The organism is Pseudomonas sp. GM41(2012) (genome assembly GCF_000282315.2).
In the GTDB taxonomy this organism is placed as follows: domain Bacteria; phylum Pseudomonadota; class Gammaproteobacteria; order Pseudomonadales; family Pseudomonadaceae; genus Aquipseudomonas.
In genome coordinates this window covers 1,224,176-1,247,860 of record NZ_AKJN02000007.1, presented here as the reverse complement: position 1 = coordinate 1,247,860, position 23,685 = coordinate 1,224,176, and the positions used below count along the sequence as shown (strand labels likewise).

The window sequence follows — 23,685 nt, the reverse complement described above, 5'->3', positions numbered from 1 at the left end:
AAGATTCTTCGGCGGCGGCGCATCACTTCCACTGCAGAAAGAGGTGCGCAATTATGCAGATTGCGAAAAATAATTCAACCTGCTTTTATGATTGTTTTGCCCAAGGAGCACCCGATGGATTATCGACAGCTAGGCCGAACCAATCTGAACGTGAGCGCCATCTGCCTCGGCACCATGACCTGGGGCGAGCAAAACAGCGAGGCTGAAGCCTTCGCCCAGATTGAACGGGCCAAGAGCGCCGGGATCAATTTCATCGATACTGCCGAGATGTACCCGGTGCCGCCCAAGGCCGAAACCTACGCCACCACCGAGCGCTACATCGGCAATTACTTCAAAAGCCGTGGTGATCGCGCCGACTGGATCCTGGCCAGCAAGATCGCCGGCCCCGGTAACACCATCGACTACATCCGCGACAAAAACCTGCGGCACAACCGCCAGCACATCACCGAAGCCGTGGACGCCAGCCTCAAGCGCTTGCAGACCGACTACATCGACCTCTACCAGCTGCATTGGCCGGAGCGCAGCACCAATTTCTTCGGCCAGCTCGGTTACAAACACCAGACCGAAGCCAACCTCACGCCGCTGGAGGACACCCTCGAAGCACTGGACGAGCAGGTCAAGGCCGGCAAGATCCGCCACATCGGCCTGTCCAATGAAACGCCATGGGGCACCATGCGCTTTCTCGCCCTGGCCGAAGCCCGTGGCTGGCCGCGCGCCGTGTCGATCCAGAACCCGTACAACCTGCTCAACCGCAGCTTCGAAGTCGGCCTGGCGGAAATCGCTATCCGCGAACAGTGCGGCCTGCTCGCCTATTCGCCGCTGGCGTTCGGTTTCCTGTCGGGTAAGTACGAAGGTGGCGCGCGCCCGCCTAAAGGTCGCCTGAGCCTCTACAGCCGCTTCAGCCGCTATTTCAACCCGCAGTCGGAAGCCGCGTGCAGTCGTTATGTGGCACTGGCGCGTGAACACGGCCTGGACCCGGCGCAAATGGCGTTGGCATTTGTCACTCAGCAGCCATTTGTGACCAGCAACATCATTGGCGCGACGACGATGGAGCAGCTGGACAGCAACATTGCCAGCTTCGATCTGAAACTTTCCGATGAAGTGTTGGCAGGGATCGAGGCGATTCACCAGGATCAGCCCAATCCTGCACCTTGATTGATGCATAGACCCAATCGCGAGCAGGCTCGCTCCCACAGGTTTTGCGCAATCCCTGTGGGAGCGAGCCTGCTCGCGATGGCGGTATAACAGTCACTGCAAGGTCAGAGCGACCGCGCAATGATCTCCTTCATGATCTCGTTGGTCCCCGCATAGATCCGCTGCACCCGCGCATCCGCCCACGCCCGGGCGATCGGGTATTCCCACATGAAACCGTAACCACCATGCAACTGCACGCACTCGTCGAGCACTTTGCATTGCAGGTCGGTGCCCCAGTACTTGGCCATCGCTGCGGTCGGAACGTCGAGTTTGCCTTGCAGGTGCAGTTCCAGACAGCGATCGACGAAGACCCGACCGATCTGAATCTCGGTCGCCATCTCCGCCAGTTTGAAGCGGGTGTTCTGGAAGTCGGCGATCGCCTTGCCGAATGCCTTGCGCTCGCGGGTGTAATCCAGCGTCCATTGCAACGCAGCTTCAGCCGAAGCAAGCCCGCCGACGGCAACGGTAAGACGCTCCTGCGGCAATTCCTGCATCAGGTACGCGAAGCCCATCCCGGCCTGCCCCAACAGGTTTTCCTTGGGCACCCGAACGTCCTGGAAGAACAGTTCCGAGGTGTCCTGAGCCTTCATGCCGACTTTTTCCAGACGCTTGCCCTTGGCGAAGCCCGGGGTGTTGGCTTCCACCAGAAACAGGCTGGTGCCTTTCGCGCCAGCCTTCGGATCGGTCTTGGCCACGACAATCACCAGGTCCGCCAGATAGCCGTTGGTGATGAACGTCTTCGAACCGTTGATCACGTACTCGTCGCCATCGAGCACCGCGGTGGTTTTCACCCCTTGCAGGTCGGAACCGGCACCCGGCTCGGTCATGGCAATCGCCGTGACCATCTCGCCAGACACCAGCTTCGGCAGGTATTTGTGTTTCAGCGCTTCACTGCCGTAATGCAGGATGTACGGCGCGACAATGTCCGAATGCAGGGAAAAACCGATACCGGTCAGGCCGAGACGACCGATCTCTTCGATCACCACCGCGCTGTAGAGAAAGTCTGCCCCCAGACCGCCGTACTCTTCCGGCAGATGCGAACACAGCATCCCCGCCTCCCCTGCCTTGTTCCAGAGATTGCGGTCGATATAGCCTTGTTTTTCCCATTGCCCATGGAACGGCACGGCCTCTTTTTCGAGGAACGTTCGCACGCTGTCGCGAAAAAGTTCGTGCTCGGAGCTGAACAAGGTTCTGGGGATCATGCGGCACCTGTCGTTATTGTTAGCCGGAATTGACCTTCAGAGACTATGCCTCGCATCCGATACAGGACACTGGACACATCCGACAAAAAATAAGACGATCCAGCCGTCTGGTGACCACTTTCCCCTATAAGAATAAAGTTGAATTATGTCTAACCAAGTCTCCACGCCCTTGCGGCGCGTCAGCATCCTGGCTATCGACCGGGTTTTCGCTTCCACCCTCATGCAAGCCAAGGATTTCTTCCACCTGGCCAGCCTGCGTTACGGCAAACAACTGGGCCAAGGCCTGACTCCCGCGTTCGAAACCCGCCTGGTCAGCCCCGACGGCAAACCGGTGAACAGCTTCAGCGATGTGATCATGCCGGTGGATGGCGGCCTGGAAAACGCCGATATCATTGTCCTTCCAGCCTTCTGGGACGATTTCGACACGCTTTGCCAACGTTACCCACAAGTCCTGCCCTGGCTGCGCCAGCAACATGCTCGCGGTGCAGTCCTCTGCGGCGAAGCCACCGGGGTGTTCTGGCTGGCCGAGGCCGGGCTGCTCGACGGCAAGGAAGCGACCACTTACTGGCGCTTCTTCAACGCGTTTGCCGAACGCTTCCCACGGGTTCAGCTCAATCAGGACAAACACCTGACCGACGCCGACAACTTGTATTGCGCTGGCGGCACCACCTCGGCCTGCGACCTTTACATTTACCTGATCGAACGCTTCTGCGGCGCCAACGTGTCCCAGGCCGTGGCCCGCGACATCCTTTATGAAGTGCAGCGCAGCTACTCGCCAGGACGAATCGGTTTCGGCGGTCAGAAGCTGCACCAGGATGTGATCATCCTGCAGATCCAGCACTGGCTCGAAGAACACTTCGCCGACAAATTCCGCTTCGAAGACGTGGCTCGCGAACACGGCATGAGCATCCGTAACTTCATGCGGCGCTTCCAGACCGCCACCGGCGACAAGCCGCTGCATTACCTGCAACGACTGCGCATCGAAACCGCCAAGGGCCTGCTGTCCGGCAGCCGCAAGAGCATCAAGACCATCAGCTATGAAGTCGGCTATGACGATGCGAGCTTCTTCGCTCGGCTGTTCCGTCAGCACACGGAGTTGTCGCCGAACCAGTATCGGCAGCAGTTCCAACAAGCCGCTTAAAGACTGAACACAAATCCAATGTGGGAGCGAGCCGGCTCCGGGCGGCGCTCCGACGATAGCGGTATCACATTAAACATTGATGTGACTGACACACCGCAATCGCGAGCAGGCTCGCTCCCACAGGGATCTTGATGTGCAAGAGAGTTTCTACAGCGCACAAAAAAAGGCCTGCAATGCAGGCCTTTTTTTATTTTCCGAAACGTCCTACGGCTTATGTGCCCGGGACAGGAATTCGTGGGACTGCATTTCCAGCAGGCGACTCAGGGTGCGCTGGAACTCGAAGTTCAGGCGACCGCCGGTGTAGAGGTCTTTGAGCTCGACTTCAGCAGAAATGATCAGCTTCACGTTGCGGTCGTAGAACTCGTCGACCATGTTGATAAAGCGTCGGGCGATGTCGTCGGTGGTGACGCTCATTTGCTCGACACCGCTGAGCAACACGGCGTGGAAGATCTTGCCCAGTTCGATGTAATCGTTCTGGCTGCGCGGGCCGTCGCAGAGTTCGCGGAAGTCGAACCAGGCCACGTCATCGCACGTACGCAAGGCGCGGATTTCGCGGTTCTCGATCATCAGCACATCGTTCTCGATGGCTGCCGTGCATTCCGGCGTCAGGGCGCGGAAGCTCTTGCGCAGGCTTTCGTGGGACGCATCATCCAGCGGAAAGTGGAACAGCTCCGCTTGCTCAAGGTGACGCAGACGATAATCGACGCCGCTGTCGACGTTGACGATCTCGGTGTTCTGCTTGATCAGCGCAATCGCTGGCAGGAAGCGGGCACGTTGCAGGCCGTCCTTGTACAGACCGTCCGGCACGATGTTCGAAGTCGCGACCAGGGTCACGCCGTTCTTGAACAGCTCTTCCATCAGCGTGCCGAGGATCATCGCGTCGGTGATATCGGACACGAAGAACTCATCGAAACAAATCACCCGGGCTTCGTCAGAGAAGCGCTTGGCGATGATGGTCAGCGGGTTTTTCTCGCCGCCGAGGGTCTTCATCTCTTCATGCACGCGCTTCATGAAGCGGTGAAAGTGAGTGCGGACCTTTTCCTTGAACGGCAGCGCTTCGAAGAAGGTGTCGACCAGATAGGTCTTGCCGCGACCGACGCCACCCCAGAAGTACAGACCCTTGACCGGTGCCGCGTCTTTCTTGCCAAACAGTTTGCCGAACAGACCCGGTTTGCTGTGCGAGGCCGCGACCAGATCGTCGTACAGGCGCTGCAAGTGGCGCACCGCAGTTTCCTGCGCGGCGTCATGGAAGAATTCCGGGCGTTTCAGATCAGCTTGATATCGTTCTAGGGGCGTCATAATTCGTTAGCAAGGCAACAAAAACGGGCCGTCACTGTAGCGACGGCCCGTGGGAATGGCAATCAGCCCTTGGTCGGGCCGAGCCGCTGATTTATTCCTGAACCGGCGTCAGAGCAACTCGCAAGGTCTCGATGGCGGCATCGCGAGCGGCGCTGTCAGCAAAGGCAGGGCTGTCGCCGACGCACTCGCCTTCCAGCCAGACGCTGAAGCTCAGGTCTTCGTTGCGCACGTCCAATGGCTGACCCGATTGCAGTTGCTTGGTCACCTGGCCCGCGGTTTTACCGTCGGCGAAGTTGCGCGACAGCAGCAGTTGCTCGCCGTCGGCCGCCAGCAGACGGAAGCGGAAACTGCCGTCGTCTTCACGGAAACTGACGAAACGCGCGGCTTTCGCGGCTTTCTTCTTGGTGGTGGTCGCGACTTGCGCCTGGGCAACAAAGGAACGCAGGCCGACCGCTTCGCGCAATTCATGAAGGAATGGCGTCGCTACCGAGCGGGCCTTTTGGGCGCCGAGCTGCAGCATGTCTTCCAGGTCCGCCGGGCGCTCAATCAACTGGTGATAACGCTCGCGGGACTCACCCAGCTCGCTGTCGAGCAACTGGAACAGACGATTCTTCGCCTCGCCCCAACCAAGGCCCTGCAACAATTCGCTGCGGAATTCGTCGGACTGCGCCGGGGTAGCGAAGGCCTGGAACAAGGTGAACAGGTGCGAGTTATCCGGATCTTTCGCCTCGCCCGGCGCACGGGAGTCGGTGACGATCCGCGAAATCGCGTCCTTCATTTCCTTGGCGCTGCTGAACAACGGAATGGTGTTGTCGTAGCTCTTCGACATCTTGCGACCGTCGAGGCCTGGCAGCGTGGCGACGCTTTCTTCGATCAGCGCCTCGGGCATGGTGAAGAATTCTTTGCCCTGGCCGAACAGGTGGTTGAAGCGCTGGCCGATGTCACGGGCCATTTCCACGTGCTGGATCTGGTCACGACCGACCGGCACCTTGTGGGCGTTGAACATCAGAATGTCCGCGGCCATCAGCACCGGGTAGCTGTACAAGCCCATGGTGATGCCGGCGTCCGGGTCTTCGCCGGTTTCGACGTTCTTGTCCACTGAGGCCTTGTAGGCGTGGGCGCGGTTGAGCAGGCCCTTGGCGGCAACGCAGGTCAGCAGCCAGGTCAGCTCGGGGATTTCCGGGATGTCGGACTGGCGATAGAAGGTTACGCGGTCCACATCCAGCCCACCGGCCAGCCAGGTCGCAGCGATTTCCAGACGCGAGCGCTGGATGCGCAGCGGGTCATCGCATTTGATCAGGGCGTGGTAGTCGGCCAGGAAGTAGAACGAATCGGCATTGCTGTCACGGCTGGCGATGATCGCCGGGCGGATGGCGCCGGCGTAGTTGCCCAGGTGCGGCGTGCCGGTGGTGGTGATGCCGGTGAGAATACGGGTACGAGTCGTCATGGGTAATCGCTTGTCAGACTGCAATCAATTCGAAAGACGCGGCAGGATCAGATCCTTGAGATCGGTCAGCTTGCCATGAAAAAAGTGTCCGCATTCTGCCACTTTCAGCAGCTCATGGGGGCGCTCGAGTTTCGAGGACCAGTCGTAGACAGCTTGCGGATCGATGACTTCGTCGGTTTCCGGCTGGATCAGGGTCAGCTCGCCTTGCTGCGGCAGTTGATCCTGATCGCCCAGACGCATCACCGCCGGCGCGACCATGAACAGGTGCTTGAGCTGCTCACCCTTGGCTTCCAGACGTCCGCCGAGACTTGCTGCCACAAAACCGCCGAAGGAGAATCCGAACAGCGTCAGCGGCAACTCGGGGTGTTTGGCTCGTAGCCATTCGGCGACGGCCTGGGCGTCGTCGACTTCGCCGGTGCCCATATCGTGGGTGCCTTCGCTGGCACCGACGCCACGGTAGTTGAAACGCAAAGTAATCAAACCGGCGTCGCGCGCAGTGCGCTGCAGGGTCGAGACCACTTTGTTGAGCATGGTGCCGCCCTGCACCGGGTTCGGATGGCAGATCAGCGCAATGCCGCGTGGCTGCTCGTTATCCAGGTAAAGGGCTTCCAGTTGGCCGACCGGGCCATCAATCACTACAGGGGTTTCGCGCATAAGCAAGGAAGGAACTCCGTGACCTCGAATCGGGTCGACTCGTCTAGCAAATTGTCTGTGCCAATCTATTGCGAGTGAATCGCGGTATACAGCGCAGGTTCGAGCCGTTAACGTAAAGCAAAGCCGTTTATAGAGGAAGGACTCGTGGAACACTCGCTCTTAGTTTGGTTGTTACCGACTCTTGCCCTGGTTGTGGGTGTCGCCATTGGTTTCCTGATCGCTCGCCTGGTGCCGAATGCCGCGCCTAGCAGCACGCAACGTCAGCTGGATGACATTCAGGAACGTTTCGACAGTTATCAGAACGAGGTGGTTACCCACTTCAACAGCACTGCAACACTGGTCAAGAAGCTGACTCAGAGCTATCAGGAAGTGCAGGATCATCTCGCCGAGGGTGCCAACCGCCTGGCCCTGGACGAGCAAACCCGCCAACGCCTGCTGGCCTCGCTGCACGCCGATGCGGCAGCCGCCCCACGGGAACGCCTGACGCCGCCGCGCAATCAGGAGCCGCCTCGCGACTACGCCCCCAAAGCCCCGAACGCGCCGGGCATGCTCGATGAGCATTACGGCCTGAAGAAGTAATCAGGTTTCGCGCGACATGAAAAAGCCCCCGGATGAGTGATTGTCCGGGGGCTTATTTGTTGCTGATCCAATATCTCTGGCGCCCATTCGGGCCCCATCGCGAGCAGGCTCACTCCCACAGTTGAAATGCGTCCCCCCCTGTGGGAGCGAGCCTGCTCGCGATGGGGCCAGAGCAGTCGATACAAAAAAGCCCGCCCGATCTGTTGAGGATCGGGCGGGCATTTTTTTGCTGAACCGTACCTTACTGTTGCTGACCACCATACTGCTGGCCCGGAATCGCCTTCAGGTTGACCTCGACCCGGCGGTTCTGCGCCCGGCCATTGACGTCACCGTTGCTGGCAATCGGGTTATCCGGCCCGGCACCGCGAGCCGACAGGTTGGCACCGCTCACGCCCTGGGACGTCAGGTAAGTCGCCACGCTCTGGGCCCGACGCTGGGACAGGTCCATGTTGTGCTGACGGCTGCCGGTGCTGTCGGTGTAGCCGACGATTTCGATCTGGTTCTGGCTGAACTCTTTGAGCGAGCCCGCCAGATTGTTCAGCGGCTGATAGAAGCTCGACGCGATGTTCGCCGAATCGGTAGCGAAGGTGATGTTACCCGGCATGATCAGTTTGATCTCATCACCCTGGCGCTGCACTTCCACCCCGGTGTTGGCCATGCTGGCGCGCAGCTTTTTCTCTTGCTGGTCGGCGTAATAACCGTAACCGGCAGCGGAAGCACCCACTACCGCAGCGCCAATCAGCGCGCCCTTGCCACGGTTATCGTGGCTGATGGCGGCACCGGCCAAAGCACCGGCCAGAGCGCCGAGGCCACCGTATTTAGCGGTTTTGCTCATGCCCGTGGAACCACCGTCGGCCTGGCCCTGGTTGTCGTAAGGGTTGGGCGAGGCGCAGCCAGACAACAAGGCCACAGCCGTAGCGACAATAATCAAACGCTGCTTGGTGAACATGAAGAGCTCCTACTTTTTGCATTCTGTGGTGCAACGGACAAGGCATCAGCCTTTGCGGGCGTTGGATCGTTTCGGCGGACAAAAATTCCGTCTGTAGCAATTAAGCCCGCACAAAAGGGTTCTCGCGCATTTCATCGCCCAGACGTGTGTCCGGACCATGCCCGGTCACCACCGTCGCCTCTTCATCGAGGGTGTACAGCCGCTGCTTGATCGACCGCACGATGGTCGCCTGATCGCCACCCCACAAATCCGTGCGCCCTACCCCGCGACGAAACAACGTGTCACCGGCAATCAGCAGCTTAGCCTCTGAAAACCAAAAGCTCATGGAACCCGGCGTATGACCCGGTGTGTGCAACGCCACGCCGCAGCCGCAGGCCAGTTCTTCATCATCGGCCAACCAGCGATCCGGCGGCGGCACTGGCGTGTAGGGCACACCGAACATCTGGCACTGCATTTCCAGGTTGTCCCACAGAAATTGATCTTCTTTATGCAGGTGCAGGGTTGCGCCGGTTTTCTCCTTCAACTGACCGGAAGCCAGGAAGTGATCGAGGTGCGCGTGGGTATGAATGATGCTGACCACTTTCAGGCCCAGTGCGTCGAGCCGCGCAAGGATCAGTTCGTGATTGCCCCCCGGATCGACCACGATGGCCTTTTTGGTGATCGGATCGCCGATTATCGTGCAGTTGCACTGCAACGGGCCTACGGGGAAGGTTTCGCGGATCAGCGCTGGGCTTGGGGCATTCATGGGAGGTCCTGACGAGTCGATTTTGAACAGGATACCAGCCGCCTTTTCTTCAGGTTCAACGCGGCGAGCCGATACGCCTCTGCATGCCGGTTATTTGACGTCAATCGCACAAAAACAGTGGCCCTATGATATCAATTGGCGCTACTTCTAGTGCAAAATCGCCTTTTTGTAGCGGCCACATTCAGGACGGTCGCATCCCACTCAGGATATCCAGATGTCGTCTCCTCTTGGTTACGTGTTAACAAAGCCTTCCTTTTTTACCGGTAACCAAACGATCGACAGTCTGATCGACGGCACCTCCTGGTCGAGTCCTGACTGGGGCAATGACATCTTCGCGACACGGTTGACCTATAGTTTCGTCAATCCCGGCCAGTCGTACTTCGCCATCGAGTACAGCGCCGAAAAAGAGTATCTGAACAGTTTCGCCCTGACATCGGCCCAACAAAACGCCGTAACCAGCGCACTGGGTGCGTGGAGCGCCGTGGCCAATATCAAATTCACCCAGGTCAGTGACAATAGCAGCAGCGCGGGCGACTTGCGTTTCGGCGGCTATTGGGACATGGATGCCGGTGCCGCTGCCTGGGCGTACTCCCCAGACACAACGCCGTTGGGCGGAGATGTCTGGATCTCGCCGACGACGAATAACCCGACACCCGTCAAAGGCACCTACGACTTCATGACGTTTGTGCATGAAATCGGCCATGCCCTGGGTCTCAAGCATCCATTCGAGGCAAGCCATTCCAACACCCAGGTGATCGCTCCCGAGTTCGACGATTCGCATTACACGATCATGAGTTACAACAATTCGTATTCCTACCAGCCGACGACGCCGATGCTGCTGGATATTCTCGCCATGCAACAGCTCTACGGAGCCAACACGCTCTGGCAAACCGGCAACAACGTCTATAGCTGGGCATCTGACAAATCTATATTCGAGACCATCTGGGATGCTGGCGGCAACGATACGATCGATGCCAGCAACCAGCTGGCATCGGTCCTGCTGGACCTCAACGAAGGCGCGTTCAGCAATATCGGCAAGGAATTCATCGATGGGGCCAATCAGACGCTCATCAATAACGGACTGGCGATTGCCTATGGCGCAAAAATCGAGAACGCAAAAGGCTCGGCCTTTGACGATGTGCTGATCGGCAACGCGCTGAACAATGTGCTTAACGGCATGGGCGGCGCTGACACAATGGCTGCTGGTGCAGGCAACGATGTCTATGTGGTAGACAACGTCGGCGATCTCGTCATCGAACTCGGTACGTCGCCGAGCGAGATTGACACCGTCGTGTCGTCCATTGATTACACCTTGGGCGCAAACTTTGAGTACCTGACCCTGACCGGTACGGCCAATCTCAACGGCACCGGGAACGCCCTGAACAACCGTCTCGTCGGCAACGCCGGCGACAACGTCCTTAACGGTGGTCTTGGTGCCGACGTGATGATCGGTGGCACCGGGAACGACACCTACATCGTCGAGAACTTCAGCGACGTCATCACCGAGACCAGCACCCTGGTCACCGAGATCGATACCGTGATGTCCTCACGCAGCTATATCCTCGGTGCCAATCTGGAAAACCTGACGCTCACCGGTACCGACAGCCTCAGCGGCACCGGCAATGCGCTGCGTAACGTACTGACCGGTAACGACGCCAGCAACACCCTCAACGGGGGCGCGGGCGTCGACACCCTGATCGGTGGGGGTGGCAATGACTTCTATTACCTTGATCAAGCCGCAGAACTGGCCCTGCTGCAGGAAGACGCCGACAAAGGCACCGATCTGCTCAACATCACCTACGCAGCCACAGTGCTGACCAACGTGGTCGATCTGAGCCAGGCCAATCTGGCCAACGTGGAAAACGTCACCCTCACCGGGTCCGGCACCTTCACCGTGATCGGCAACGAACTGGACAACAGCCTGATCGGCAACGCCTTCGCCAACACCCTGAACGGTGGCGCCGGCAAAGACGTGCTGGACGGCGGCGTCGGCGCCGACACCTTGAACGGTGGCACCGGCGACGACGTTTACATCGTCGACAACGTGGCCGACAAAGTGATCGAAGCGGCCGATGAAGGCCTCGACCTGATCAAGACCTCGGTCAGCTATGCCCTGGCCGACAACGTCGAAGATGCGCTGTTGCTGGGTGTGGCGGCACTGAACCTGACTGGCAATAGCCTCAACAACACCTTGACCGGTAACGCCGCCGCCAACGTACTGAACGGCATGGACGGCGCCGACACCCTGAACGGCGGCGCCGGTAACGACACTTATGTCGTCGACAATATCGGCGATAGCGTCATCGAAAGCAGCACATCGCTGACCGAGATCGATACCGTCGTGTCGTCCATCGACTACACCCTGGGCAACAACGTCGAGTACCTGACCCTGGCCGGCACGGCCAACCTCAACGGCACCGGCAATGCCCTGAACAACCGCCTCGTCGGCAACACCGGCGACAACATCCTCGACGGCGATCTCGGCGCCGACGTGATGAACGGCGGCACCGGCAACGACACCTACCTCGTCGATAACATCAAAGACATCGTCAGCGAAACCAGCACCCTGGCCGGCGAAGTCGACACCGTGGTGTCCTCGATCAACTACACCCTGAGTGCCAACGTCGAGAAACTGATCCTCTCCGGCACTGCCCACCTCAACGGGACCGGCAACACCCTGAACAACGTGCTGACCGGCAACAATGGCAACAACCAGCTGGACGGGGGCATCGGCGCAGACACCTTGAGCGGTGGCTTGGGTAACGACATTTACATCATCGACAGCCTCTTCGACAACGTTATCGAAGGGGTTGACGAAGGCCGCGACCTGATCAAGACCTCGGTCAGCCATACCCTGTCGGACAACGTCGAAGATGCGCTGTTGCTGGGTATGGCGGCATTGAACCTGACTGGTAATAGCCTCGACAACACCTTGACCGGTAACGCTGCCGCCAACGTACTGAACGGCATGGCCGGCGCGGACACCCTGAACGGTGGTGCCGGTAACGACACTTATGTTGTCGACAATATCGGCGATAGCGTCATCGAAAGCGGCACATCGCTGACCGAGATCGACACCGTCATGGCTTCGATCGACTACACCCTGGGCAACAACCTCGAGTACCTGACCCTGACCGGCACCGCTAATCTCAACGGCACCGGCAATGCCCTGAACAACCGCCTCGTCGGCAACACCGGCGACAACATCCTCAACGGTGGTGGCGGCGGCGACACCCTGATCGGCGGCACCGGCAACGACACTTACATCGTCGACAACGTGAAAGACGTCGTCACCGAGACCAGCACCCTGGCCGACGAAGTCGACACCGTGGTGTCCTCGCTCAATTACACCCTCGGCGCGAATCTGGAAAACCTGACCCTCACCGGCGCGACCCACCTCAGTGCCACCGGTAACGCCCTGAACAACGTGCTGACCGGTAACGACGGCAACAACCTGCTCAACGGCGGTGCCGGGGTCGATACGCTGATCGGTGGTGCTGGCAATGACACGTACATCCTCGATCAACTCGCAGAGCTGGCCCTACTACAAGAAGACGCCGACGAGGGCACCGACCTGCTCAACATCACCTACGCCGCCACAGTGTTGAACAACGTGGTCGATCTGAGCCAGGCCAATCTGGCCAACGTGGAAAACGTCACCCTCATCGGTGCCGGCACCTTTAGCGTGATCGGCAACGATCTGGACAACACCCTGATCGGCAACGCCGTCGCCAACACCCTGCAAGGCGGCGCCGGCAATGACGTGCTGAACGGCGGCGTCGGGACCGACACTCTGATCGGTGGTGCCGGCAATGACACTTACATCCTCGACCAGGCTGGGGAACTGGCCCTGCTGCAAGAAGACGCCGACAAGGGCACCGACTTGCTCAACATCACCTACGCCGCCACTGCGCTGACCGGCGTGGTCGATCTGAGGCTGACTAATCTGGCCAACGTGGAAAACGTCACCCTCACCGGTGCCGGCACCTTCACCGTGATCGGCAACGATCTGGACAACAGCCTCATCGGCAATGCCTTCGCCAACAACCTGCAAGGCGGGGCCGGCAACGACATTCTGGATGGCGGCGTCGGCGCAGACACCCTCACCGGTAACACCGGAGACGACACCTATTTCGTCGACAACATCGGCGACAAAGTCATCGAACAAGCCAGCGAAGGCCACGACCTGGTCAATACGTCCATCAGCTACGTCCTTGGTGCCAACGTCGAGGATGCTCGACTGACCGGTATCGCAGCGCTCAATATCACCGGCAACGAGCTGGACAATGTGCTCACCGGCAATGCCGGCGTAAACGTGCTCAATGGTGGCACCGGGGCAGACACGCTGGACGGCGGCGCCGGCAACGACACCTATGTCGTCGACAATATCGGCGATACGGTGACCGAAAGCGGCACATCGCTGAGCGAGATCGATACCGTCATGGCCTCGATCAACTACACCCTGGGCAACAACGTCGAGTACCTGACCCTCACGGGGACGGCCGGCATTAACGGCACCGGTAACGCCCTGAACAACCGCCTCGTCGGCAACGCCGGCAACAACATCCTCGACGGCGGCCTCGGCGCTGACGTAATGATCGGCGGCACCGGCAACGACACCTACATCGTCGACAACATCAAAGACGTCGTCACCGAGACCAGCATTCTGGCCAGCGAAATTGACACCGTGGTCGCCTCGCTCAATTACACCCTCGGTGTGAATCTGGAAAATCTGACCCTCACCGGCAGCGGCAATCTCATTGGCATCGGTAATGCCCTGCGCAACGTACTGATCGGCAACGATGGCAACAACTTGCTGGATGGCGGCGTCGGCGCGGACACATTGAGCGGTGGTATCGGCGATGATGTTTATTTCGTCGATAACGTTGCTGACACCATCATCGAACGGGCCGATGAAGGCCGCGACTTGATCAAGACGTCGGTCAGCTACACCTTGTCGAGCCATGTCGAAGACGCGCAGTTGTTGGGTGTTGCGGCATTGAGCCTGACCGGTAACGAGCTGGACAACACCCTGACCGGTAACGCAGCGGCCAATACCCTGAATGGCGGCACGGGTGCGGACGTCATGATTGGCGGTGCAGGCAATGATATTTACGTCGTCGATAACGTCAATGACCTGGTCACAGAAACCAGTGCCCTGGCCACCGAGATCGACACTGTGATGTCGTCCATCGACTACAGCCTGGGCACCAACCTTGAGTACCTGAGCCTGACCGGGACGGCTGACATCAACGGCACCGGGAACGCCCTGAACAACCGCCTCGTCGGCAACACCGGCGACAACATTCTCGACGGTGGCATCGGGGCGGACACCCTGATCGGTGGCAGCGGTAACGACACTTACATCGTCGACAACGTGAAAGACGTCGTCACCGAGACCAGCACCCTGTCCAGCGAAATCGACACCGTGGTGTCCTCGCTCAGCTACACCTTGGGTGCGAATCTGGAAAATCTGACCCTCACCGGAAGCGGCAATCTCATTGGCACCGGTAATGCCCTGAACAACGCGCTGACCGGTAACGACGGCAACAACCTGCTTAACGGTGGTGCCGGGGGCGATTTACTGGACGGCGGGGCTGGTAATGACACGCTGATCGGCGGGTTGGGGACCGACACCCTGACGGGTGGTGCGGGCGCCGATCTGTTCGTGTTCAATGCTCTGAACGAACTGGGTAAAGGCGGTTTGCGCGATATCATCACCGACTTCAGCACCCTGGACGGAGATAAAATCGACTTCTCGAAATTCGATGCCAATCTCTTGAGTGCCGGGATTAACAAGTTCAGCTTCATCGACTCGAACGACTTCACGACGGCAGGCCAATTGCGCTTCGTCGACCATGTGCTCTATGGCAACGTCAATGGCGACTTGGGCGCGGACTTCGAAATCCAGTTGGTGGGCGTCAATAGCTTCAACACCAGCGATTTGGTCGCGTGACAACGGCAACACAATGAAAAACGCCCCGACTGGTTCGGGGCGTTTTGCTGTGGTGAATGCACTCGAGTTTCAGCTACCCCAACACCCCCAACTCCTTCGCCCGCGCCACCGCCTGCGTGCGCCGTTCAACACCAAGCTTGCTGTTGATATGGCTGGCATGGGTTTTCACCGTGTGCAGCGAAATAAACAACTGATCGCTGATCTCCTGATTTGAACAACCCTGGGCGATCAGTCGCAGGACGGCCATTTCCCGCGTACTGAGTTGTTCCGCTGCGGCGGATGACTCCGCGGGACGGGCTGCCACTGTCGGAAGTTGTTCTGAAAGGCTCTGTGAAACAGCCGTCGGCACACCGAGTTGAAGTTGGTTACGCAGCCAGTCCGGATGTTCCACCAACAACCTGTCAAACGGTTGCAGCACGCCACCGGCTGCCGCTTCAAGCGCCTGACTCAGGGCCTTGCGGGCCTCGGGTTCGCGTCCGCTCCCCAGCATCAACGTCACTTTTTGAGTCAGTGCCATCACGCTGAGCAGTTGCCTGCCGGTTTGCTGTCCATCCTCAAGCAACGCGTTCAATCGTCCTTCGGACAGCATCGGCTGCCCCTGAATGACCTCCAGCAAGGCCTGCTGCAACTCGATATGCAGCGGCAGTTGTGGATGGAACTCCGGAGGGGCTGCCGCGTGTTCGCCGTTGTAGGTCTGGCCCAAGCGAGCGAGCCAGGCTTCGGCCAGATCGGTACGCCCCTGAGCCAGCCAGAGTTCGCATTTGACCAGGGTGATCATCGCCAGGTAGTAGATCGGTGGCACGTCCCAGATGTGCATCAGGCGTTCGGCTTCGGCGAGTTCGGCGAAGGCTTTGCCGAATTCGCCGCTGCTGCCTTCAAGCCTGGCAATCACGCAGTGACCGATCAATACGCTGATATCACGACAGGCGCGTGCTTCATTCAAACCGGCTTGCAAGCGTGCCCGTGCGGCTTGGGGCTGCAAGCGCAGGGCTAACAAAAAGCCTTCATACAAAGTCAGTCGGGCGCGTACGGCATAGAGCCGTTGCGGGGATAACGGTTGCAGGCGTTGCAGCCCCTGGCGCACTTCATCCAGCGAACGCAGGATTTCCCCTCGCGCTTGCAGCACGCGAGCGCGATCGTAATGGGCCAGCGCTTCGAACAGCGGGTTGCCGACCCGTTGCGCCAACTCCAGAGATTCACGGTTCAACCCGCGGGCACGCCACAAGTCGCCGTCGGCAATGGCCAGGTTGGACAGGGTCGAGAGGCACATCAGGCGCTGCCCGTAGCGTTTGGCCGGCAGACTCTCCTGCGCTTCGGTGCAATAAAGCAGCGTCAGCTCACGATTGCCACGCCCGCGAGCGATGATCCCGCTCAGGGCCAGCCATTGCGCCAGCATGGATTTCTGCGCAGTGGCGGACGGGGCCGGCAGGAAGCGGCACAAATGACTGGCCAGCTCCTCGGCGGCGTCCAGTTGACAGGCCAGCCCCAACGCCCAGCTGTACAGCACGATCAGCCGTGGTGTGCTGATCAGCAGGCTGTCGGGCAAGTCCATTTTCCAGCGCAGCAACATGCCGACGTTCTGTTCGGCCAGCAGTTGCTCTTCGGACAGGTTCTGCACCAGGTTCGCCGCGACGTCCAGGTGCCCGGCGCGCAATGCCTGCTCCACCGCTTCATCGAGCAGCCCCTGGGCATTGAACCAGCGACAGGCGCGCAGGTGCAGGCTGGCCGCCGGCACCATCGTTTGCGCGGTAGGCCGGGTGCGCAACAGGTCGGAAAACAAATGGTGGTAGCGATACCAGTGACCGTTTTCATCCAGTGGCACCAGGAACACCTGATGGGCCAGCAGAAAACGCAGGATCTCGGCACTGTCATGGGCTTCGCGAACGGCATCGCACAGCTCGCTGCAAAAGCGTTCCTGAGGGGCTGTGTCGTAAAGGAAGGACTGCACTTCGGCGGGCAGACAATCGATGACTTCTTCCAGCAGATAATCGCGGATCAGCCCTTCCCCGCCATGCAAGGCCTGCGGCAAAGCACCCTGGGAGCCCGCTTCAGACGCCGCCAACAGCCAGAAACGCAACCCGGCAACCCAACCTTCGCTGCGCTGGATCAGGCTCTCCAGCGCTTCGCCGCGCAAGGAACTGCTGTGCCGATCAAGCAGGGTCAGGGCTTCATCGTGAGTCAGGCGCAAGTCTTGTTCATTCAACTCGAGCAGTTGCCGCGACAGCCGCAGGCGCGCCAGATGCCAGTCCGGCCGCTGCCGACTGGTGACCATGACCAGCAAGCCGTCAGGCAGGTGATTGAGGAAAAATTGCAGGCAGCGATCGAGAACCGGGCCCTGCGCCAAATGGTAGTCATCCAGCACCAACAGCAGGGGCGTACTCGCAGACAGGTGCACGGCCAACTCATCGAGCAAACCGTCCAGCCATTCTTCAAAGGCAAACGGCTGGTGCCGCTGGCGCATTTTCAACAGGCCCAGGGACTGGCTGCCCAGTTGCGGAAAAAAGTCCTGGAGGCCTTCGAGCAACCGCTCAAGAAAACGTCCGGGATCGCTGTCTCGCGGACTCAACCCCAGCCACAGACTTTGCCAGTGGGCCGGCAAGCCCTGACAGAACTCCACGGCCAACGAACTCTTGCCAAACCCCGCCGGTGCGCTGACCAGCAACAACCTGCCACCGAGGCCCGCACTCAGGCGCTCGCACAGACGAGGCCGCAGCACATGGCCGTCGGGCAACGGAGGCCGAAAAAAACGCCCGTCCAGTGCGACGACGGCAACGCTTGCAGGGCCCAGGTGTGGGGACAGATCAGTCATGGCCGGCTCTTGTTTGAATGGCGGTTGGCGGCGTTGCAGATGTCCGCAGCCTAGCGGTAAACGAAGAGGGATTGAAGGTTGTTGCTACAAATGGCTACAAAAAGACCGTAGGAGCATGGCTTGCCCGCGATTGGGGCGACGCGGTGTATCGATAATCATGCGGAGGTGATACGGACGCCATCGCGAGCAAGCTCGGCTCCTACAGACCATAGCGGCTACATCGATGTGAATTGCAAAAAAAAACGCCCCGAACCAGTCGGGGCGTTTCTCGAGGATGCGGCCTCTGTTCAGGGCAGCTTAGCGAACACCATCCTGGCGCAGAGCGGCCGGAGTGAAGTCGCTGGTGGTGGCGGTGAAGCCGAAGTCATACGCCGATTTCTCTTCGTTCTTCATGCCCAGTGCCAGGTAGCGGCCCGATTGCAGGTCGTACAAAGTTTCCAGGGTGTACCACGGCACTTGAACGTTGTAGTAGTTCTGGGAGTGAGCTTCCGCCACACGCCACAGTTGATTACGACCGTCGTAGTGATCGATCACGGCCGCTTGCCAGGTGTCTTCGTCGATGTAGAAGTCACGCTTGGCATAGATGTGACGCTGACCTTCCTTCAAGGTAGCCACCACATGCCAGACCCGGCGCAGCTCGTAACGTGCCAGGTCCTGGTTGATGTGACCGGCCTTGATGATGTCGTCGTACTTGAGTTGCGGCGAGTCGAGCTTGTAGCTGTCGGAGGCGATGTACATCTCTTTCTTGCCTTCGAGCTTCCAGTCGTAACGATCCGGTGCACCGTTGTACATGTCCAGGTTGTCGGAGGTACGCAGTCCATCGGCTGCGGTACCCGGCCCGTCATAGGACACTTGTGGTGCGCGACGCACACGGCGCTGACCGGCGTTGTAGACCCACGCCGAACGCGGTTCCTTCACCTGGTCGAGGGTTTCGTGCACCAGCAGCACACCACCGGCCAGACGTGCCGGCGCGGTCACTTTCTGCTTGAAGTAGAACAGGATGTTGCCCGGGTTCGCCGGATCGTAATCCTTCATCTTGTCGCGGAACACGAACTGGTCCTGGAAGTACACCAGGCTGTACGAGCCGTTCGGCTGCGGCGTGGCCTGGGTCACCAGACGGGTCACGCTGCCACCGCGATAGCGGGTGATGTGGTTCCAGATGACTTCGACGCCGGTCTTCGGAATCGGGAATGGAACGGCAGTTTCGAAGTTCTCCAGACCGTTGCCGCCGGACACCAGGTTAGTGGCGGTGGCGTTTTTCTTGATGGAGGCAAACACGGCATCCGGCACGGTCGCGCCGCGATGGGACGGGTAGACCGGCATTTTGAAGGTTTCCGGGTAGCGCTTGAACATCGCGTACTGGCCCGGTGCGAGTTTGTCCTTGTACTGGTCGACATTCTGCGCGGTGATGGTGAACAGTGGTTTTTCACTGGCAAACGGGTCGGACAGGAAACCTTTGCTGTCGGCGGTGCCGGCATTTTTCGCCATCGGCTTCCAGGCCGGGATCGACCCGTCAGCGTTACCCGCCATCTCGGCGCCCATCGGGGTCAGGCTCTTGCCCAGTTTGTCCGCTTCGGCCGCAGGGACCGCTGCCATGACGCCGGTCGCCAGCAGCGAAAGCCCCAGAACACCGACGTGGAACAGACTCTTTGTTATTTTCATAGGTGTGTTCGTCCTGATAATGCAGTGCTTAGAAGTTCACGCCGAAGCTGAGCGCAACGAAATCGCGGTCATCGACGGTGGTGTACTTGCCATCAAAGAAGTTGGTGTAAGCCAGGCTCGCGGTGTAGGTGTTCTGGTACTCGGCATCGACGCCCAGGCTCACCGCTTTGCGACCTTCCTCGAAGTTACCGCCAGGGCCAGGCGAGTAGCCTTCCACGTCATGAGACCAGGCCACGTTCGGCTTGAGGTTCACACCGGCGAATACGTCGTTGTACTCCCAGATGGCACGACCACGGTAGCCCCAGGAGTTTGCGGTGGTGAACCCGTCATTTTCGCAATAGCGACTGACGTTGTTTTGCGGTCCGCCTGCCAGGGTAGAGGTGTTCAATGCTACGCACTGACCACCTGGCAATGGACCAGGGCCGTAGCTCGGGTCACGACCGTAACGCGCTTTGTTAGTGCTTTCCAGACCACCAACGTGAGTAAAGCCGACCTCGCCCACTAAGGTCAGTCGCTCAGCGCCCATCACCTGGTCGAAGAAGTGAGTAAGAGTCGTCTGGAGCTGGGTCACTTCCTTGCGGCGATAGCCTTTTTGATCCTCCCCTGGCGTACCTTGGAGTACGGAAACGTTAGGGTTCAGAGGCGTCAGACCGGAAAAGAGAATGTCGGTAGTGTTGAGCTGAACCGGAGCATTCGGCCGGTAGCTGACTTCACCACTCCACGCAGTACCTGTCGGTAACGTGGTAGAGAAGCTCAAGCCATACAGGCGAATATCTTCAGGGTACTCGACGTAGTAGCTGGAGTTACCGGCCACATTCAATGGCAACAAGGTCGGTGCCAGGTTACGCGCGACAGCGAGAGGAACACCCCTGGCCACCAGCGAACCCACCAGGCCCGTCGCGCTATAAGCGCTTGCCGGAGCACCTTTGCCGCTGAAAATCGGCGCACGGCTGTGGTAGTTCATGAAGTAGGCGCCGAACTCGGTGTCCAGCGGATCGAACATGTATTTGAAGGACACGCCGAATTGACCGCTGTCACGGGCATCGCGATCCGGACCGCGACGAACGATTACACCTTCATCCGGGTCACCCCAGGTCACGCCCCTGGCAGCCAGGGTGTTGATGCTGGCATTACGCAACGAAGCCGGCAGCCCTGCAGCCGCCAGTGCACTGTTGAGCCCGTTACGGGTGCGCAGTACGGCCAGGTTGTTGTCGCAGCCATCCGCAATCACGTCCGGTTGCGAGAAGAAGGTGCCGCAGTTGTCGACAACGGTCTGGTCCCATTCGAGCTGGTAGAAGGCTTCGGTCGAGAGGTTCTCGGTGAGGCTCTGGGACACGTAGAACATGTTGACCGGGATCAGGCCTTCCTTGATCTCGGCACCGGGGCGACGGAACGCGGACACGTCGATCGGGTTGATCGAGTTGATGCCGCCGCCGATGAAGGTACTTTCACCCCAACTCACTACTTGCTTGCCCAGACGCACGGAGCCCGGCTGATCGGCAACGGAGTAGTTGTGGTAGACGAAGGCGTCGAGGATCTGGCCGCCGGAGGACTTTGCGCCTTCCTTGCGGTTGCTGTCGCTGATGTCCTTGAACGGACGGCTTTCGTCCTTGAGTTCAAAGTCGTACCAGTATTTGCCACGGACGAAAACGCCGGTATCGCCATATTTCAATTCAAGGTCATGGATGCCCTTGAAGATTTTGGAGAATGTTTCGCCGCTCTTGAAGTTCAGGTGACCGTCGTCGGAAGTCTGGGACAGGCCGCGGCCGCCGTTGTTGACGCCGATGAGGTTCTTGTTGGCATTTTCAGTCGACCAACTGGCACCGATCGACAGGGACGAGTCGAACTGACCTTCGATTTCACCAACGTTGAAACTGACGCCGAATGCTGGCCCGGCGAGCGTAGAGGCAAGACTGACAGCCAGGGGCAGTTTTGCCCGGCGCCAGAACTGGTTTACTGATGTCATCGACGCTACTCCATGTGCATTATTGTTATGGCAGTGAGCACTTCTAAAAACGCTGTGGATGACTGGGAGCCAAGGTGTCCCTAAGTCATTCCAAAGTTGCATCGCCCCGGTTTGTGCGTTTGCTCCGTTCTTAAAAATCCTTGAGCGGACTATAGCCAGCAGGTAGTACTGCTTGATCCCTCTAAAGTGTGATTTGCAGCTGCCAGCCACTCTGGAACAGTCCTTTGCCAAGCCGACACCCGTCGGCACGGCAAGAATGGCTGAAATTTCAGATTTGACAAGCCAAGCGCTTGCTTGGTGGGGCTGGCGTGCCCTTTTGGGCACGCCAAGTGACGCTTAAAGCGTCGAGAGGAAGGTACTGTTGTTGGCTTGCCATTCGGTGATGTCGACGCGAATACGCTTCTTGTCGAGTTTACCGACGCTGGTCTTGGGAATTTCAGTAACAAGGGCAATCTGACTCGGGATGGCCCACTTGCTCAAGTGCCCCAGTTCCACGAACGGCTTGAGGTGTTCCTTCAGTTCTTTGGCCCCGATCTCATGGCCTTCGCGGACCACCAGCAGTGCGAACGGACGTTCACCCCACTGCGGATCAGCGATGCCCACCACTGCTACTTCGCGTACCGCAGGGTGGCGGCTGATCAAGTCTTCAAGGTCCAGGGAGGAGATCCACTCGCCGCCGGTCTTGATCACGTCTTTGATCCGGTCGCGAATGTCGATCACACCCATGCTATCCAGGGTCGCTACGTCGCCAGTGTGCAGCCAGCCCCCGGCCCAGAGCTCGGTGCCCTTTTGCGGTTCGTTGAAATAGCCTTCGGTGAGCCATGGCGCACGCAGCACCAGTTCGCCTTGGGTCTCGCCATCGGCGGGCAGGAAGTTGCCGTCGGTGTCGACGATCGCCGCCTCCACCAATGGCCCCGGTACACCGGCCTTGATCCGGTACGTGGTGCGTTCGTCTTCGGTGCCGGCCATCAGCTCATCGTTGAGGTGTGCACACGACACCAACGGCCCGGTTTCCGACATGCCGTAAGCAGCGGTCAGTTGGATGCCCTTGGCCTTGGCCGCGTCGTATAGCGCACGGTTCAGCGCACTGCCACCGATGACGATTTTCCAGCCACCGAAATCCGTGCCTTGCGCCGCTTTGGAATTGAGGACCATTTGCAGGATGGTCGGCACGCAATGGGAAAAGGTGACCTTCTCCTTGCGCCACAGCTCAACCAGGTATTCAGGGTCATAGCGACCGGGATAGACCTGCTTGAGCCCGAGCATGGTCGCCACATACGGCAAGCCCCAGGCGTGCACATGGAACATCGGGGTGATCGGCATGTACACGTCGTTGGTGCCCAGCAACCGCACGCTGTCGATGGCGCCCATGATGGTCGACACACCCATGGTGTGCAGCACCAGTTGCCGATGGGTGAAGTACACACCTTTGGGATTACCGGTGGTGCCGGTGGTGTAGAACGTGGTCGCGACCGAGTTTTCGTCGAAGTCCTGGAAGTCGTACTGCGTGCTCGCCGCTGCCAGCAACTGCTCATACTCGCCGATGAGGTTCGGCAGGTCGGCGGTTTTTTCCGGCAGGTCAGTCAGCAACAGGGTTTTCTCCACCGTGGTCAGGTGCCCGGCAATGGCCTGGTACAACCCGACGAACTCGCTGTTGACCAGCACAAAGCGGTCCTCGGCGTGGTTCATGGTGTAGAGGATCTGTTCCGGCGACAGGCGCACGTTAATGGTGTGGATCACCGCGCCAATCATCGGGATGGCGAACATGCATTCCAGATAACGATGGCTGTCCCAGTCCATCACCGCCACGGTATCCCCGGCCTTGACGCCGGCCGCCGTCAGCACGTTGGCCAGCCTGGCGACCCGTTCGATCAGGGTCGGATAGCTGTAGCGCAACTGGTCGCGGTAAATGATCTCGCGGGTTTTCTCATAACGGGCGCCGGACATCAGCAGCCGTTTAATCAGCAGCGGATACTGGTAAGCGCCTTCGGCTGGGGGGATAACGCGAGTCTGCAACATAAGAGTCCCTTTTCTGACTGCACGGTCGTGGCTTGAAAGTAAGCACTTTAGTGCCCTTGGACG

General features: G+C 59.3%; 14 protein-coding genes. 4 read left to right on the top strand and 10 right to left on the bottom strand.

The features are described 5' to 3' along the window. Nucleotides 1–114 precede the first annotated feature (114 nt). Complete coding sequence (locus tag PMI27_RS08920) at nt 115–1,155, top strand: NADP(H)-dependent aldo-keto reductase (RefSeq protein ID WP_008155968.1); 1,041 nt, start codon at nt 115–117, stop codon at nt 1,153–1,155. Between the two features lie 104 nt (nt 1,156–1,259). Here PMI27_RS08920 and PMI27_RS08925 read toward each other — a convergent pair whose 3' ends face one another. Continuing rightward, a complete protein-coding gene (locus tag PMI27_RS08925; RefSeq protein WP_008155966.1) occupies nt 1,260–2,396 on the bottom strand; it encodes an acyl-CoA dehydrogenase family protein in 1,137 nt (378 codons plus the stop codon). A gap of 244 nt (nt 2,397–2,640) precedes the next feature. Here PMI27_RS08925 and PMI27_RS08930 point away from each other — a divergent pair, with 244 nt between their 5' ends. After that, entirely contained in the window at nt 2,641–3,537 is an 897-nt protein-coding gene (locus PMI27_RS08930) for a GlxA family transcriptional regulator (RefSeq protein WP_173860460.1), read from the top strand. Nucleotides 3,538–3,741: 204 nt separating this feature from the next. Here PMI27_RS08930 and zapE read toward each other — a convergent pair whose 3' ends face one another. The 3 genes from zapE to PMI27_RS08945 form a co-directional block, all read right to left on the bottom strand. After that, nucleotides 3,742–4,836, bottom strand: coding sequence for a cell division protein ZapE (gene zapE, locus PMI27_RS08935; protein WP_008155962.1), 1,095 nt, complete (start codon nt 4,834–4,836; stop codon nt 3,742–3,744). A 91-nt stretch (nt 4,837–4,927) separates the two neighbouring features. Next, nucleotides 4,928–6,283, bottom strand: a complete 1,356-nt coding sequence (locus PMI27_RS08940; RefSeq protein WP_008155960.1) for a tryptophan--tRNA ligase — start codon at nt 6,281–6,283, stop codon at nt 4,928–4,930. 24 nt (nt 6,284–6,307) lie between these two features. Then, nucleotides 6,308–6,937, bottom strand: coding sequence for an alpha/beta hydrolase (locus PMI27_RS08945; RefSeq protein ID WP_033053421.1), 630 nt, complete (start codon nt 6,935–6,937; stop codon nt 6,308–6,310). A gap of 144 nt (nt 6,938–7,081) precedes the next feature. On the opposite strand from PMI27_RS08945, the gene PMI27_RS08950 reads away from it, so the two are divergent. Beyond that, nucleotides 7,082–7,516 (top strand): YhcB family protein, encoded by a 435-nt coding sequence (locus PMI27_RS08950; protein ID WP_008155956.1) that lies wholly within the window; start codon nt 7,082–7,084, stop codon nt 7,514–7,516. Nucleotides 7,517–7,757: 241 nt separating this feature from the next. Here the strand turns inward: PMI27_RS08950 and PMI27_RS08955 are convergent, their stop codons facing one another. Then, nucleotides 7,758–8,465, bottom strand: coding sequence for an OmpA family protein (locus PMI27_RS08955; protein ID WP_008155954.1), 708 nt, complete (start codon nt 8,463–8,465; stop codon nt 7,758–7,760). A 100-nt stretch (nt 8,466–8,565) separates the two neighbouring features. Further along, nucleotides 8,566–9,210, bottom strand: a complete 645-nt coding sequence (locus PMI27_RS08960) for an MBL fold metallo-hydrolase (protein ID WP_008155953.1) — start codon at nt 9,208–9,210, stop codon at nt 8,566–8,568. A gap of 214 nt (nt 9,211–9,424) precedes the next feature. On the opposite strand from PMI27_RS08960, the gene PMI27_RS32270 reads away from it, so the two are divergent. Then, nucleotides 9,425–15,166: a M10 family metallopeptidase C-terminal domain-containing protein gene (locus PMI27_RS32270; RefSeq protein WP_008155950.1), complete on the top strand. Its 5,742-nt coding sequence runs from the start codon at nt 9,425–9,427 to the stop codon at nt 15,164–15,166. A gap of 73 nt (nt 15,167–15,239) precedes the next feature. Here the strand turns inward: PMI27_RS32270 and PMI27_RS08965 are convergent, their stop codons facing one another. The 4 genes from PMI27_RS08965 to PMI27_RS08980 all read right to left on the bottom strand — a co-directional run bounded on the left by PMI27_RS08965 (nt 15,240) and on the right by PMI27_RS08980 (nt 23,622). Continuing rightward, on the bottom strand, nt 15,240–17,975 hold the full coding sequence (locus PMI27_RS08965; RefSeq protein WP_008155948.1) for a LuxR C-terminal-related transcriptional regulator: 2,736 nt from the start codon (nt 17,973–17,975) through the stop codon (nt 15,240–15,242). A gap of 297 nt (nt 17,976–18,272) precedes the next feature. Further along, nucleotides 18,273–19,637, bottom strand: coding sequence for a DUF1329 domain-containing protein (locus PMI27_RS08970; protein ID WP_008155947.1), 1,365 nt, complete (start codon nt 19,635–19,637; stop codon nt 18,273–18,275). A 28-nt stretch (nt 19,638–19,665) separates the two neighbouring features. Further along, a complete protein-coding gene (locus PMI27_RS08975) occupies nt 19,666–21,603 on the bottom strand; it encodes a DUF1302 domain-containing protein (RefSeq protein WP_008155945.1) in 1,938 nt (645 codons plus the stop codon). A 336-nt stretch (nt 21,604–21,939) separates the two neighbouring features. After that, the gene (locus PMI27_RS08980; RefSeq protein ID WP_008155943.1) at nt 21,940–23,622 is read right to left on the bottom strand and encodes a fatty acid--CoA ligase; all 1,683 of its coding nucleotides are present in this window, start codon (nt 23,620–23,622) and stop codon (nt 21,940–21,942) included. Between the last annotated feature and the right edge of the window lie 63 nt (nt 23,623–23,685).